Source organism: Pollutibacter soli (assembly GCA_029269725.1).
GTDB lineage: Bacteria > Bacteroidota > Bacteroidia > Chitinophagales > Chitinophagaceae > Pollutibacter > Pollutibacter soli.
This window is the reverse complement of the sequence record JARJHS010000001.1, coordinates 407,218-423,402: the sequence shown is the minus strand read 5'-3', so window position 1 is coordinate 423,402 and position 16,185 is coordinate 407,218. Positions and strand designations below refer to the sequence as shown.

General features: G+C 43.1%; 8 protein-coding genes. 3 read left to right on the top strand and 5 right to left on the bottom strand.

Annotated features, from left to right (window positions below; genetic code table 11):
* Positions 1–118: 118 nt before the first annotated feature.
* From P2W82_RS01760 to P2W82_RS01750, 3 genes are all read right to left on the bottom strand, one after another.
* Positions 119–2,464 (bottom strand): glycoside hydrolase family 95 protein, encoded by a 2,346-nt coding sequence (locus P2W82_RS01760; RefSeq protein WP_336514111.1) that lies wholly within the window; start codon positions 2,462–2,464, stop codon positions 119–121.
* A 61-nt stretch (positions 2,465–2,525) separates the two neighbouring features.
* A complete protein-coding gene (locus P2W82_RS01755) occupies positions 2,526–4,670 on the bottom strand; it encodes an outer membrane protein assembly factor BamB family protein (protein ID WP_336514110.1) in 2,145 nt (714 codons plus the stop codon).
* Between the two features lie 58 nt (positions 4,671–4,728).
* Positions 4,729–6,855: an endonuclease MutS2 gene (locus P2W82_RS01750; RefSeq protein WP_336514109.1), complete on the bottom strand. Its 2,127-nt coding sequence runs from the start codon at positions 6,853–6,855 to the stop codon at positions 4,729–4,731.
* 200 nt (positions 6,856–7,055) lie between these two features.
* On the opposite strand from P2W82_RS01750, the gene msrA reads away from it, so the two are divergent.
* Positions 7,056–7,706 (top strand): peptide-methionine (S)-S-oxide reductase MsrA, encoded by a 651-nt coding sequence (msrA, locus tag P2W82_RS01745; RefSeq protein ID WP_336514108.1) that lies wholly within the window; start codon positions 7,056–7,058, stop codon positions 7,704–7,706.
* Between the two features lie 390 nt (positions 7,707–8,096).
* On the opposite strand, the gene P2W82_RS01740 is transcribed toward msrA, so the two are convergent.
* Positions 8,097–9,758 carry an ABC transporter substrate-binding protein gene (locus P2W82_RS01740; protein ID WP_336514107.1) on the bottom strand — a complete coding sequence of 554 codons (1,662 nt, stop codon included), beginning with the start codon at positions 9,756–9,758 and terminating at the stop codon, positions 8,097–8,099.
* Positions 9,759–9,811: 53 nt separating this feature from the next.
* Here P2W82_RS01740 and P2W82_RS01735 point away from each other — a divergent pair, with 53 nt between their 5' ends.
* Positions 9,812–11,524, top strand: coding sequence for a M1 family metallopeptidase (locus P2W82_RS01735; protein ID WP_336514106.1), 1,713 nt, complete (start codon positions 9,812–9,814; stop codon positions 11,522–11,524).
* Between the two features lie 156 nt (positions 11,525–11,680).
* Here P2W82_RS01735 and P2W82_RS01730 read toward each other — a convergent pair whose 3' ends face one another.
* Complete coding sequence (locus tag P2W82_RS01730) at positions 11,681–12,367, bottom strand: C40 family peptidase (RefSeq protein ID WP_336514105.1); 687 nt, start codon at positions 12,365–12,367, stop codon at positions 11,681–11,683.
* A gap of 135 nt (positions 12,368–12,502) precedes the next feature.
* Here P2W82_RS01730 and dnaE point away from each other — a divergent pair, with 135 nt between their 5' ends.
* On the top strand, positions 12,503–16,138 hold the full coding sequence (gene dnaE / locus P2W82_RS01725) for a DNA polymerase III subunit alpha (RefSeq protein WP_336514104.1): 3,636 nt from the start codon (positions 12,503–12,505) through the stop codon (positions 16,136–16,138).
* Positions 16,139–16,185: the final 47 nt, after the last annotated feature.

Genomic DNA, 16,185 nt, shown 5'->3' with positions numbered 1-16,185 from the left:
ATTATCACGCTATTTCCTGAGGATTTACACGAAGTTTTCGTGAAAATATGAACAACCTCGGGGGTGCTAAACCTCCTAGGTCTAGAAGACCTGCCAGGTTTAGAAGACCGGCGAGGTTTTAAAAGCCTGCCAGGTCTTTCGCAGAGCGCGTATCCAAAGCTGGAATTTGCATTTTTACTTCTTTGCCCTTATAGCTTACCACTACGGGCTCGCCGGTAGAGGAATAGATTTTACAATCAGCGAGTTTACCATCTTTCCAGGATAACTCCACAATATAGCCACCACGTGCTTTAAGACCAATAATCCTTCCGGCAGGCCACTCCGGTGGCAACGCAGGAAGCAACTCAATTTTGCCGTTATGCGATTGAATCAACATTTCTGCAATTCCTGCAGTGCCGCCGAAATTTCCATCGATCTGGAAAGGTGGATGATTATCGAAAAGATTGGGCAAAGTCGATTTGTTCAGAAGCTGGCTTAAATGATAATATGCAGTCGGACCGTCCTTTAACCGCGCGTAAAAATTGATCATCCATGCACGACTCCAACCTGTATGACCACCGCCATATTTTAAACGATGCTCGATGGTAACTCTTGCTGCACGCATCAAACTTGTATCTTTTGTTAGGGTTGTGCCCGGATAAAGACCAAATAATTGCGACATATGCCGGTGCCCCGGTTCCTCTTCGCGATAATCCCTGATCCATTCCTGAATGCCGCCATAACTATTGATCTTAGTCGGCGGCAATTTCTTTTCCACTTCATTCATCCTTTGAATATATTCATTAGTCAAACCAGTGACCGATGCAGTTGCGCGCAAAGCGCCAAACAATTCGCGGATAATCTGAATGTCAATCGATGGACCATAGGTAACCACGTTGCGATAGACGGTATCCACGGGAAGATAAAATCCATTCTCGGGAGACATAGATGGCGCTGTTACCAACTGTCCATCGGGGTCATGAACGAGAAAATCCAGTATAAAATCTGTTGCCGACTTCATTAACGGATAAGCATAGTTGACGAGGTATTTTCGATCACGCGTGAAATCATAATGATCGTATATACTCAATGCCATCCAGGCTCCTGCTAGCGGACTCGTCGCCCAGATCGGATCAGTATTGATTGCGGTACGACCGTAGATATCAGTAGTATGATGCATCATCCACCCGCCAGCGCCATACATTTTCTCTGCAGCACTTTTACCGGGTGGAATCATCGCCTGCATAAAATTGGCGAGTGGCTGCGCACTCACGCTAACATTGGCGAGATCAACAGGCCAGTAATTCATCTGGAGGTTGATGTTAGTATGATAATCACTTTGCCAGGGCGCGTTGAAATATGGATTCCACTTGCCTTGAAGATTGGCAGGTAATTTTGCAGGGTAACGACTGCTGGAAAGAAGCAGGTATCTTCCATACTGAAAGTACAAAGGCACTAAACCCATGTCCTTTCCGCCATCATTAAACCACCTTAGTCTTTTATCCGTCGGGAGTTCAGGGTGTGTTTCACCGCCGAGTTGAAACTGCAAACTGCCGAACAAAGGCTGATATTCTGCAAGATGTTCTTTCTTTAAAGCAGTATAATTTTTCCTGCTGTTTTTTGCAATAATGGATTCACAGATTTTCATCGGTTCGATCGCCGGATCCGAATCCAGTTCAGTCAAATTGTAATCCGATGCGGCTGTGAAAACAATCACAAATTCAGTAGCATCCCGAACTTCAAGTTTATTACCTGCAACTGTAATCTTTCCCCCGGTATTCTTTACTTCTGCTATGGCTGCAAATTTCATGTGATCGCCTATCGGTCCGAACTTCACAGGTTCATTCTCATCTTTAATCCGGCCATTCATCAGAAGACGGTTGCCCCTTGCCGTTATCACTGCATCGCGTTCCCTTTCCAGCGATATATTACAATTGATTTTTCCCCCAGGTATCGAAACTCTTATCACCATCATATCCGCAGGTGAAGAAATAAAAATCTCCCCGGTCAGTTTTCTTCCATTTCGTGTAAAACTGGTGGTGTGAACCGACTGCCCGATATCGAGAGACCTTTTATAATCAGTCGTGGCAGCGGCGCTATCCATCCATTCGATAAAAAGATCTCCAAGTGTTTGGTATGACCTGATTTCTGGCGGCGTTCCGAGCATATATTTTTTAGTCAGATCATAAGCTTCCTTATTTTTCTCTTTAAATAGCAATTCCTGTATCTCTTTCAGATGAGATTTCGCGCCAGGGTTGATATCGTCTACACGCGTGCCGGCCCAGATCGTTTCCTCATTCAATTGAATCTGCTCCTTGCCTGTTTTTCCATAAATCATAGCTGCAAGCCGCCCATTCCCAACCGGCAAAGCGTCTGTCCAGATTTTTGCTGGCTGTTCATACCACAATACCGGTTGTTCCTGCGCATGCAATTGTCCTGATAAAACCACTACCAAAAGAATCCAGGAGAAAAAGGAAAATTTCATCTTTTTATAAAAATCAATGGGTTCGAAATCGTGCAGCTGCACGATTTAAGAAATAAATTCATTACCGGGGTAACGCAAAGGCAATATAACTCCCGCCGCTTTTTGTTCCCAGTTTTCCGCCACCGCAGGCAATCAACAAATACTGTGTTCCCTGGTGTACATATACTGAAGGTGTTGCAAAACCTGGTGCGGGAAGTTCATATTCCCATAGTTGCTTTCCCGTTTTTTTATTGAAAGCGCGAATCTTACCGTCACGTGTAGCCGCAATAAATAACAATCCGCCGGCTGTAACAACAGCTCCTCCATAACTTTCAGATCCGGTTTCAATGCCCTTCGCTTTGAATTCTGCATATTCACCAAAAGGTTGTTTCCAGACATACTCTCCTGTGTTCAAGTCGATGGCATTCAATGTTCCCCAGGGCGGCTTCACAGCAGGATATCCTTCTTTACTTAAAAATTTATTATACCCGGTGATACCATAAGGAAGACTGAGAAAACTATCGACAGCCTGCGCAGGGAAAGGCTTTTCATCATCGTCTTTCTTATTCAGCAACATACCGATAATCGCGTTCCTCTCCACTTCTTTCAACTGATTAAAAGATGGCATCATCCTTCTTCCTGTTTTCAACAATCCAGCGAGCGATGCAGCATCATATTTTTTGTGAACTGTATCCAAGGCAGGAAAACTTCCGCTACCTTTTTTATCAGGTCCGTGACAAGTCATGCAATACTGGCTATATAACCGGTTCGCAGCCTGTTTGAAATTTTCCTTTTTGGGAGTGAGCGGTTTGTCAACCATCGTTAGCACCCAGGCCATTTCATTTGAATTGATATAAATGATGCCCGTTTCCGGATCGTACGCCGGACCTCCCCACTCTGCACCACCATCAAAACCCGGAAAAATAATAGTTCCCTGTTTAGAAGGAGGAGCATACATGTGATCTTTTCTGTAACTCGCCCATCGTGTTTTTACATCCTGGAACGACGAATCAGGCAATAAATTATTCAATTCCGATTCAGGAAATGATTGTCTCGCAAATGGAGCAGGCTTTGAAGGCATTGGCTGAGTAGGCGACATTTTTTCACCACTGAGTTCTGTATCGGTAGGTACAGGTTGTTCTGTTACAGGAAACAGTGATTTACCTGTCTCACGATCCAATACCCATAGAAATCCGGATTTTGCAGGTTGAGCAACAGCATCAATTTTTTTGCCGTTATGCGTCACCGTTATCAATGCCGGTGGTGTAGGTAAATCGCGATCCCAGACATCGTGATGGATCTGCTGAAAATACCATTTCAATTTTCCGGTTGTTGCATCCAGTGCAAGTAAGCAATCTGCATATAAATTGTTGCCCGTTCTTTTTCCACCATAAAAATCAAATGAAGCGGAACCCGTAGGAACGAAAACAATACCACGTGTTTCATCGAGGCTCATTCCGCTCCAGTTGTTGGCGCCACCAATGCGCAGGTAGGCTTCCGGATTATCCCAGGTTTCATGGCCAGGCTCACCGGGATGAGGGATCGTATGAAATATCCAGACCTGTTTCCCGGTACGAACATCAAACGCACGAATATCACCAGGCACTGCTGCAGGGCCTTCATCAACGCGACTTCCCATAATGAGAATATCTTTATAGATCATCACAGGAGAAGAGTTCGTGATGAAAAGATCATCTACATTTCTATGAAAGCCGGAATGAACATCAAGTCTTCCGCTGTCAGCAAAACTGCTTACGAGTTTTCCTGTTGTTGCGTCTACACAATGCAGAAAGGAACCCGCAGTATAGAATATTCGTTTTTCTTCTTTGCCATCACTCCAATAGCTTACTCCGCGACTATTGTTCATATTGAAGAATGATCGCTTTGAACCGGGAATAGAATCGAAGGGATTAAAGACCCATTTAGGAAGTCCGGTTCCGGCGTCGGCTGCAAAGAGTTTCAATTGCGGAGAAACGCCATATACGATTCCATCAACAATGATCGGATTACACTGGATCTGGGAATGGTTGACGCTGTCAGCATCGCCAGTATTGTATTCCCAGGCTTTGGTAAGGAGATGAACATTTGCAGTATCGATCTGGGAAGCTTCAGAATAATGGTTTATGGCCCGCTGTCCACCAGCAACGGCCCAATCGAGATCTTTTTGTTTGTTTTGAGAACAGGAAAAGAAAAATCCGGTGAGGATGACAAGCAGTAGTTTTTGCATCAGCCAAAGTACTGATTTTGGGTTAAACGTACAACGCTGAACGTTCAACGTTTAACGTTCAACTTTCCACCTCTCCCGCTTCTTCTTTATCCTTCACCGCAATCAGATCTTTCAACTCAACTGTTATTGGCACAACGCCTAATTGCACAATGGCTTTCTTTCCACGTATCTCCGTAAGTAATCCTACCTGGTTATTTTGTTTCATTAACACCTTTCCCCCTTCGCGCGGTTCTTCATTCAACTCCACGTATTTCTCGTCGAATTTTTTCTTCACTTTTTCGCTGACCTGTTTTTCTTTTTGCTTGAACAGAAGGGCCTGCATCTGGCGCATGATATCTTTTTTATCACTGTCAGATTCTGCGCGGCGCCAGTCGAATACCAATTGACGAAGCTTTCGCTCCATGTCTTTCAAATAGGCGATGCGTTCTTCGGTTATACGGTTCTGTTGTTTGAGCAATTCGACTTGTTGCCTGTGTTTCTCTTTATCCAGCAACTGGGTCATTTCTTTTTTTAACTTCTCATTCTCTTTCAATAAGCTCTGTAATTCTTTTTCCTTCTGTTGAATTTTTCGCAGATCCTGTTCAGTTGCGTTTAAGAGCTTGTCGAGCTTAAAATGATTGTCATCCACCAACTGACGCGCACGATTGATCAACTGTGGATTCAATCCTATTCTCTCGGCAATTGAAAAAGTATAGGAACTCCCGGGCTTACCAATATTGAGTTGGTACAGAGGCAAAAGATTTTTCTCGTCAAATGCCATCGAACCATTCACGATGCCAGCTGTTTTGCTGGCCATTACTTTCAGGTTCAGGTAATGCGTGGTTACAATACCAATCGCATGTTTTTTCAGTAACTCTTCAAGAAACACTTCCGCAAAAGCACCACCCAGATCAGGATCGCTTCCACTTCCTAATTCATCAATAAAGAACAACGTTCTTCCATTCGCCTGCTCCATAAAAGACTTCATATTCTTCAAATGAGCACTATAAGTACTCAATTCGAACTCTATGCTCTGCGTATCGCCTATATGAATCATCAGTTGTTTGAAAATCCCGAAACTGGAATCGGGATGAACAGGAACAAGCAAACCGCTTTGCACCATGAGTTGTAATAACCCAACGGTTTTTAATGTAACTGTTTTTCCACCAGCATTTGGACCAGAAATTACGAGTATCCTGTTTTTATCATTCAGTTGAATATTGACAGGTACTACAGGCTTGCCGTTCTTTTTGTTATAAAGAAATAATAATGGATGATAGGCTTTTATCAGGTCGATTCCTGAGCGATCAGAAATCTGCGGATGAACTGCATGTAAGTCTGAAGCCAGTTTGGCCTTTGCCCTTATAAAATCAAATTCACCTGCGATGGTAAACCAGGTTTTCAATAGAGGCGCATGCGATGAGAGTAGTTCAGTCAGTTTTCTCAGAATGCGATACACTTCTGCGCGTTCTTCGTTCTCGAGAGAAAAAATATCATTATTGAGTTCGATGGTTTCTTCCGGTTCGATATAGGAGGTTCTGCGTGTGTCACTTTCCCCATGGAGAATACCCTTCACCTGTCTTTTGTGCTCGGCATAAATCGCAACAACACGACGGCCGTTAAGAAATGCTTCATCAATATCTGCAGTATATCCTGACTTACTGAGTTTTTGAACTATCCTGTCAAACAATCTCCGGAGTTCCCCACGTTTCCGGTATAAACTCATTCTTATCGACGACAACCCTTCTGAAGCATTGTCTTTTACAACGCCCTGCTCATCGAGTATTTCATCAATCTGCTGAAGAATTATTTTTTCGTAGTGTGTTGAAGAAATCACACGGTATAAAGATTCGTACGCCGATTGGCGGTCAGCATCGAACCATCTGAAAATATCTTTTGTATTTTCAGCGAGACGCCTGACCTGCAAAAAATCTTCTGCACTTAATACGGCTCCTGGAATACCGAGCAGCTGAAGTTCACGGGAAATATTCTGGATAAAATCATTGGGGAATGGTTGCCCCTGCTGAAGAATATATAAGTATGACTGACTTTGTTGTAATTCGGTTTCTATGTATTCCTTGCGTGTGTGCACACGGAGATCCAACGCTTTTTCTTTTGCGTAGATGGTCCTGGTATGTTCGGCAAGGAGGTGCCGTACTTTATCAAACTCCAGTTGAACGCCTGCAGATTCGGGAAATAACTTCATGAAAGTCGATCAGTAAAACCGGTAAAGTTAGTATGAAAAAGGAAAATAATCTGTTCCAGATTATCACCACTGCTCACTTAACGTATTGTTAAAACCGTACATTTACATGGAACATTATATCAGTATTAAGTTAAATGCGTTGGAGATAAGATATCCAACACGGAACTTTGTAGACGCATGAACTAAATTTACTTGAGGCAATGATAAAGTCAGTTTTCGCAGGAATTGCGGTGCTCACCGCAGCTCTTTTTTCGTGCACGCAACACGAATCTCCCGGGTCGACCCAGTTTACAAACGCGAAATATATTTCAAATATGAATACAGAAACCATCACGCTTGGTTCTGGATGTTTTTGGTGTACAGAAGCGATCTTCCAGCAAATGGAGGGCGTAGTGAAAGTACAGAGTGGATACAGTGGAGGCCATGTGGCAAATCCAACTTATGAGCAGGTATGTGAAAAAAATACCGGGCACGTAGAAGTTGTACAGCTTACTTATGATCCTTCAAAGGTTAGTATTGACGAAATTCTTGAAGTTTTCTGGCAGACACATGACCCTACCACGATGGACCGCCAGGGTAATGATGTAGGCCCGCAATACCGCAGCGCGATATTTTATCATAATGAAGATCAGCATAAGAAAGCCGTTCATTATAAAGAAGAATTGGATAAGAGTGGTGCCTTCGGAAAACCCATTGTTACCGTGATTGAAAAGTTCAAAAACTTTTATCCGGCAGAAGATTACCATCAGAATTATTACAAGAACAATCCAAATCAACCGTATTGTTATTTTGTAATCAGGCCCAAGCTGGAGAAGTTTGAAAAGGTGTTTAAGGCTAAAGCGAAACAGTGAGTAGTAAGTAGCAAGTAGTAAGTAGGGAACAGCCGGCGGTTGATTGATTTATGTTCCTGATGTAATGAAAAAAAGTAGCAGATTCAGCTGAATGTTGAATAAATCGGTGCCTTGATATGTTTCAGGACCCTTAAAATCGTAGAGACGTCATGCATGACGTCTCTACGATTTTAAGGGTCAATGATTTTTAGTAATCGATATCATTTTGATTTTTTTATAAAAATGCAGGGACGCCAGGCATGGCATACCTACATTTTTGGGTGAATTGATTGTGATCAATTTGGAAGTGATTATAAACTTTAAACTGGCTGTTCAAACTATGAATTATGAACCTGCCTGACGGCAGGCTGGCTGTTTCAATTGTGAACGGTGAACTGTGAGCTGTAAACTTCACCCGGCCTTCCCTTTCCTCACCCTCCTCAACTCCAGCATATTCAAACCATTCGGTCCAAACCCGCTGATATTGGGGCTTACAAGATGTATTGCCATATCATACCAAAGTGGAATGACCGGAGCTTCGTTCATTGCCAGCTGATCCATTTTTCGGTACAGTTGAAGTCGTAATGAATCGTTGGTTTCCTGTATCGCCTCTTCATATAATTGATCATACTGTTTATTACTGAAGCGTGTGTTGTTGGGAGGCACCGGGTTTTTACCATAGAATACACTGAGATAGTTTTCAGGATCGGGATAATCGCCAATCCAGCTTCCGCGGAAAAACAACACCTGTTCACCGGCGATCTGTTCAAGCAATGTACTTCTCTGTACCGTTTCCAGCTGAACAGGAATTCCGGATTCTTCGAATTGCCTCACGATAAAAGCGCCGAGTTCAGCATATACGGGAGTTGTGATCAACTTGGTAACCGGCAATCCCTTACCGCCAGGAAATCCTGCTTCTGCAAGCAAGGCAGCTGCTTTTGATTTGTCATAAATGTAACCCTGTACCGAACCCTTATCAAACCCCGGTAATGCATCAGGAACAAAACCGTTTTCCGCAGGTGTACCAATGGAATTGCGCAGGTACAACATCATCTTTCTCTTATCTATCGCGTAGTTCATTGCCTGACGAACCTGCCGCAAACGCAATGGTGAATTTTTCAGAAGCGGACTATTGTCGTCCGAGAGAAAACCCAGGTATTCCGTATTCAGATAGGGATGTTTAAACAACTGAATCTTTCCTTCCCACTCTTTCTTCAATCCTCCGTTCCGTGTTAGTATTTCATCTTTAAAATTCGGATCGATATCATTGATAAAATCCAATCGACCCTGCTGGAACTCGAGGAATTCAGCCGTTTTATTGTCCAGGAAAGAAACCTTTACAGCATCGAGATACGGCAAGGTATAACCGCTTTCATCTTTTTCATAGTAATTTTTATTTTTAAGCAGAATCATCGTCTGCCCTTCATCCCAGGACTTTAGCTGAAATGGTCCGGTACCTACGGGATGGCGTCCAAAATCCTTTCCATATTTTTCAACAGCTTCATGCGGAACAATCGAACAGTATTGCATGCTTAATATTCCGAGTATCGGATGACAGGGCCTGATCAATCTCAACTCGAATACAGAATCATTCACGGCAACAAAAGGATCATTTGTTGCAACTCTGCTGTTAAATATCCAGGCACCTGAACTGGCAACTGCAGGATCGATAATTCTGTTGAAGCTGTAAACTACATCTGCAGCAACCAGTTTCCTGCCTCTTCCACCGGCGAAAACAGCATGATCCTGAAAATTAACATCGTTTCGAAGAAGAAACTTATAGATGAGCCTATCCTCAGAAAGTGTCCATTCTTTTGCAAGAGCCGGTACAATATTTAATTGGCTGTCGACCTCAGTTAATGTATTATACAATTGATGTACTGCCCACATCACCGGCTGATTTTTTGCATAGGCAGGATCAAGTGTGCGGATGCCTTCAGGTTGATTGTAATAAAAGGTATCATTTCGGGAATCAGGGTTCCCACTGCATCCGGAAAGGGTATAAATACAAACAATAATTGAAAGGCTGACCGTTCGTAAAAGAATCATTACAGGTATTGTGGATAAGCCCATAAATTTATAGCTTATTCCGGCTGAAAGGTCTGCCGGATAAACAATTTACATCAATGAGAAAACCTTCAAAAATCTGCCGTACCCTTGCAGCTCCATTGTTTTTTCTGAGTCTGACTTTCATCACTACTGGTATACAGGCACAACTTAACGGACAAGCAAAATCATATTCAAAACAGGATACTTTACGTGGTACGATCAATGAAGATCGTGGGTGGTGGGATGTAAAACACTATGCGGTTTCTGTTACGCCGGATTATAACTCCAGAAAAATCTCGGGAAATGTGGTGATGGGTTTCCAGGTGATAAAATCAGGCAATCGAATGCAGATTGATTTGCAGCAACCAATGGAACTCACGGCAGCAACATGGAATGGGCAGCCACTGCAGATCACGCGGGATGGGAATGTTGCTTATCTGCAATTTCCTAACACACCAGCGATAGGTTCAGCACAGGAAGTAATGCTGGAATATGCCGGCGGACCAAAGGTTGCGAAAAATCCGCCATGGGACGGCGGTTGGATTTTTGTAAAAGATAAAGCCGGAAATCCATGGATGAGTGTGGCTTGCCAGGGCCTTGGTGCCAGTGTGTGGTTCCCATGTAAAGATCACCAGAGCGACGAGCCTGACAGCGCTACTTTAAGTATAACGGTGCCGGATACACTGACAGCCGTGGGCAATGGTCGCCTTCGTGAAAAAAAACTGGCTGGCGAAGGAAAGATCACCTGGACCTGGGCGGTCACCAACCCAATCAACAGTTATAATATCATTCCTTACATTGGCAAATATGTAAACTGGATTGAGAATTATGCCGGGGAGAAAGGGAACCTGGATTGCAGCTATTGGGTGCTGGATTATAATCTCGAAAAAGCAAAAACGCAATTTCAGCAGGCACCGCTGATGCTCAAATGCTTTGAATACTGGTTTGGGCCATATCCTTTTTATGAAGATGGATTCAAGCTGGTTGAATCGCCTCATCTTGGTATGGAACATCAGAGTGCAGTGGCTTACGGTAACGGCTACCAGAACGGTTATCGCGGACGCGACCTTTCCGGATCGGGATACGGGTTGAAATGGGATTTTATCATCATTCATGAAAGTGGTCACGAATGGTTTGGAAACAATATCACTTCAAATGATATCGCCGATATGTGGCTGCATGAAGGTTTTACCAATTACAGCGAAACCATTTATACGCAATGCCAGAGCGGGAAAGAAGCAGGATTGGCCTATGTAAGCGGAACAAGGGCTTTGATACAAAACAAGAGCCCGATCATCGGTCCTTATGGAGTAAATGAAGAAGGCTCAGGTGATATGTACTATAAGGGAGGCAACCTGATCCATTATTTCAGGCAGTTCTTCAAAGACGATGAAGCATTTCGCCAGGCATTACGCGAAATGAGTTCGACCTGGTATCATACAACGGCAAACACTGCTGATATCGAAAAATACTGGAGCAAAAAAGCCGGTCGCGATCTTTCAAAATTATTTGATCAATACCTAAGACATATTCTTATTCCAAAACTGGAATACAGTGTGAAGGGAAAAACATTAAGTTACCGCTGGACAGATTGCATTCCAGGATATGATGTACCGGTGAAGATTAGTATCAATGGCGGTGAATCGCAGTGGATTTATCCTGGTACAGCATCAAAAGATCTGAAACTGAAAAGCAATATTCAATCCGTAAAAGTGGATCCGAATTTTTATGTAAGAGAAGAACAGGTACCTGCGGTGAATAGCAAGGTAAAGAACAGCTCACTCAATTAGGTTTAACGTAGAACGTTGAACGTTTAACGTTGAACGTTGATACTCGCGATTGGTTTGTGTTTGATGATTTGCCGGGGGAATTTAATTAAACAAACAACATCCTGATAAGCCTGCGTTTTACGTTCTACGTTTTACGTTATACCCAAAACTTACCACTTAATCCTTAGCTACTGCTTCTCCTTTCGGCCTTCCGGCACCGACATATTTCCTGCTCCAATATTGATCATCAAGATCGCTGATCGTGACTCCGTTGGAGGTTGAAGCATGTACGAACTTATTATTGCAGAGATAGATGCCGACATGCGAAACTCCGCCGCGCGTATTGAAGAATACGAGATCCCCGGTTTGAAGACGGGCAGATTTTATGCTGACGCAGTGCTTCTTCTGTTCGCGGGCAATCCTGGGGATTTCGATATTATAGACAGCAGAAAGCAAACCCTGGGTAAAAGCTGAACAATCGATTCCATCAGTCGAGTTTCCGCCATAGCGATATGGCGTACCCCACCAGGAATCAATATAATCCAGCAGGTCCTGGTTATTAAGTTCTTCCACATCGACATCCAGCAGGATCGCGTATTTGAACTGTTTTGGTAACGATTGCTCAATATTCGCCATATTACCAATTTCCACCTGGTAGCTGTAATTGTCTTTCAGATCGGGCAGGTTGGGCTCCGATTGTTTGGATTTTCCGCTTCCTGATGAGGAAACCGAGATATTTTCAATAAAAGGGGAACCGTTAGTCCGGTGACTGGCAGATGTTCCGGCTGCTTTTTTCTGGGCCGAGCAGCTGAATAGAAATACTGGCAGGACCAGTATGGCCATGTAGGGTTTCAGAAGTTTCAAGACCGTCCGTTTAGTCAAACAAAATAATAAATGCATCCCCGATATGCAAGTTTTGTGGAAAATCAAACGCGACATACGCCTGATTATTACCGAACTTCGTGTGTTTCTGCACAAATTTAAGACCATCTTTAACAAATGAACAGGTTCTCTCATTTGCATGTCCATACCCAGTACTCTTTACTTGATGGTGCTGCCTCAATTCAAGCGTTATATTCGAAAGCGATCAAAGATAATATGTCTGCCCTTGCCATCACCGATCATGGTAACATGTTTGGTGTATTTCAATTTGTTGCTGAGGCATATAAACATAAGGTTAATCCTGATGATAAAAAAAGTCCGCTGAAAGTAAAGCCTATTGTTGGCTGCGAATTTTATATCACCACTGATCGTACACGAAAAACTTTTTCCAAAGAAGAAAAGGATCCGCGTCATCACCAGATTCTTCTTGCCAAAAATGAAACTGGCTATAAGAACCTGGTGAAACTGACTTCATTGGGTTTTATCGAAGGCATGTACGGAAAGTATCCAAGGATTGATAAAACCCTGATACACAAGTATCACGAGGGGTTGATTGCAACCACTTGCTGCCTTGGCGCGTTGGTTCCGCAGACCATTCTGAAAAAAGGAGAGGCAGATGGTGAAAACGAGTTCAAATGGTGGCTGAATATTTTCCAGGAAGACTATTACGTCGAATTACAACGGCATGGCCTACCCGAACAGGAAAAGGTAAATAAAGTGCTGTTAAAGTTTGCGAAAAAATATAATGTGAAGGTGATTGCATCGAATGATTCGCATTATGTTGATCAGACCGACTTCAACGCACATGATATTTTGCTTTGTATTAACACAGGCGAAAAACTGGCAACTCCGGCGTTGAGAGAGTTTACAGATGACGATGTTCTTGCAAAAAACAAACGCTTTGCATTTCCGAATGACCAGTTTTATTTCAAAACGCATGATGAAATGCTTTCCGGGTTTTCCGACCTGGAAGAAGCGATCGATAATACAAGGGAGATTGTTGATAAGGTTGAACTGCTGGATTTGAAAAGAGATATCCTTCTCCCCCATTTCCCAGTACCAAAAAATTTCTCTACACAGGAAGACTACCTGGAACACCTGACCTGGGAAGGTGCCAATAAAAGATATAGCGAGATTACTCCGGAAATCGATGAAAGAATCCGTTTTGAACTGTTCACCATCCGAACCATGGGGTTTGCGGGATACTTTCTGATCGTGTCTGATTTCATTCGAGCCGGTCGCGAGATCGGTGTGTTCATCGGACCCGGTCGCGGATCCGCTGCGGGAAGCGTAGTAGCCTATTGTGTCGGCATCACTAATATTGACCCGATCAAATACAATCTTCTTTTTGAAAGGTTTCTGAACCCGGATCGTAAATCGATGCCGGATATAGATACTGATTTTGATGACGAAGGCCGCCAGAAAGTGATCGATTATGTTGTTGGCAAGTACGGACAGAACCAGGTGGCGCAGATCATCACCTATGGCACAATGGCTGCTAAACTGAGTATCAAAGATGTGGCGCGTGTGATGGATCTTCCGTTGGTAGAGTCGAACATTCTTACCAAAATGGTTCCTGAGCGCCCGGGTATTTCTCTGAAAAGAATTCTGCACGCGCCTATCAGTGGTGAGAAAAGTCTGGAAGAAAAAGAATCACTTTCTGCAGATGAAATTGAGAATGTAAAAAAGATAAGAGATATCTATAAGGCTACTGAAGATGTAAGAAGCCAGGTATTACATGAAGCAGAAATTCTTGAAGGTTCTGTTCGCAACACAGGCATACATGCGGCGGGTATCATTATCGCACCAAAAGATCTTACTGAATTAATTCCTGTCTGTACAGCAAAAGATTCGAGCCTTTGGGTAACACAGATTGAAGGAAGTGTGATTGAAGAAGCAGGCGTAATCAAGATGGACTTTCTTGGATTACGAACGCTGAATATCCTGAAGACTGCGCTCGAACTTATCAAATTAAATTATGGATTGGAAATCGATATCGATACGATTCCATTGAATGATGAAAAGACTTTTCAACTATATCAGAAGGGAGAAACAATCGGAACCTTTCAGTTTGAAAGTCCGGGCATGCAGAAGTATCTGCGTGAATTAAAGCCTGACCAGTTTGACGATCTTATTGCGATGAACGCATTGTATCGTCCGGGTCCGCTTGCTTACATTCCGAACTTTATTGATCGTAAACATGGACGGGAAACGATCACCTATGATCTACCGGAAATGGAAGAATACCTGCGCGAAACTTATGGTATTACAGTATACCAGGAGCAGGTAATGTTGCTTGCGCAAAAGCTGGCCGGTTTCAGTAAAGGTGATGCGGATGTACTTCGTAAAGCGATGGGTAAAAAACAAAAGGCTGTACTGGATAAAATGAAAGGGCAGTTTATTGCGGGTGCTTCTGCTAAAGGTTTTGCGGTAGACAAACTGGAAAAGATCTGGACAGACTGGGAAGCCTTTGCGCAATACGCGTTTAATAAATCGCATTCCACTTGTTATGCATTCGTTGCTTACCAGACCGCTTATCTGAAATCACATTACCCGGCGGAATTTATGGCTGCGGTATTGAATCATGCAGGTAATATTGAAAAGATTACATTTTTCATGGAAGAATGTAAACGAATGGGATTGAAAGTACTCGGCCCTGATATCAACGAATCACTCAAAGGCTTTGCAGTAAATAACAAAGGTGAAATACGTATCGGGTTGGGTGGACTTAAAGGCGTGGGTGAAGCCGCTGTAGAATCGATTATCGAAGAGAGAAAAAAACGCGGTCCGTTTAAAACCGTTTTCGATCTTGTGAAAAGAGTCAATCAGCGTACGGCAAACAAGAAATCGCTGGAGAGTCTTGCAACTGCTGGAGCATTTGATTTTTATCCTGATCTGCACAGGGCACAATATTTTCATGTGGCAGATGGAGAAACGGTTTCTGGCTTGGAAAAAATCATTAAATACGGAAATATCTGGCAGAGTCAGTCCACGAACAATGCCAACACATTGTTCGGTGATCTTCCGGTGATGCATGACATCCCGCCGCCAAAGATTCCTGATTGTCCAACCTGGTCATTGACGGAATTGCTGGATAAGGAGAAAGAAATCACGGGGATGTTTCTAAGCGGACATCCGCTGGATCACTATCGTTTTGAAATGAAGCATTACGATATCACTTCTGTTGCCGCTTTCAATGAATTCAAAGAGTCTATTGCTACGCAGCCACAGCCAACAAAACCTTTCAGGCTGGCTTGTCTTGTCACCGGTTCACAACATAAACTTTCAAGAACAGGTAAGAAGTATGGCGTATTGAACCTGGAAGATTTTTCAGGAAAATTCGAACTGACGCTCTTCGGAGATGTTTATGTGAAGTATGCCAATTATTTCGTGACGGGTACCTGCGTTTTCATCACCGGGAAGTTTGAAAAATGGGAAAGCAGGAATGAATGGAATTTCAGGGTGTCAGAGATCTGTTTGCTGGAGACGATAAGAAAAACGCTTACCCGGCAGATGCAGCTGCATATCAATCCCAATCTTTTCACCGAACAGCAGCTGGAATTTCTTGAAAGAAATGTTAAAACGCATCCCGGCAAAGCGCGCTTAAAGTTTGTTTTTCAAGAACTTAAAGGTGATAAACAAGTGGTATTTCATAGTCGTGACAAAGGCTTTGAAATGAATGACGAAATGGCTGCGTTTTTATATGAGAATCCTGACTTATCTGTAACAGTCGAAACGATATCCCCCAATTGATGACAATGCTTCATGTATGTCAAATTGGACTTAACTTTGATAAATTA

Coding starts and splice junctions, on each gene's coding strand:
- P2W82_RS01760 (WP_336514111.1), bottom strand. CDS start 2,464: ATGAAATTTTCCTTTTTCTCCTGGATTCTTTTGGTAGTGGTTTTATCA.
- dnaE (WP_336514104.1), top strand. CDS start 12,503: ATGAACAGGTTCTCTCATTTGCATGTCCATACCCAGTACTCTTTACTT.
- msrA (WP_336514108.1), top strand. CDS start 7,056: ATGATAAAGTCAGTTTTCGCAGGAATTGCGGTGCTCACCGCAGCTCTT.
- P2W82_RS01750 (WP_336514109.1), bottom strand. CDS start 6,855: ATGAAGTTATTTCCCGAATCTGCAGGCGTTCAACTGGAGTTTGATAAA.
- P2W82_RS01740 (WP_336514107.1), bottom strand. CDS start 9,758: ATGGGCTTATCCACAATACCTGTAATGATTCTTTTACGAACGGTCAGC.
- P2W82_RS01735 (WP_336514106.1), top strand. CDS start 9,812: ATGAGAAAACCTTCAAAAATCTGCCGTACCCTTGCAGCTCCATTGTTT.
- P2W82_RS01755 (WP_336514110.1), bottom strand. CDS start 4,670: ATGCAAAAACTACTGCTTGTCATCCTCACCGGATTTTTCTTTTCCTGT.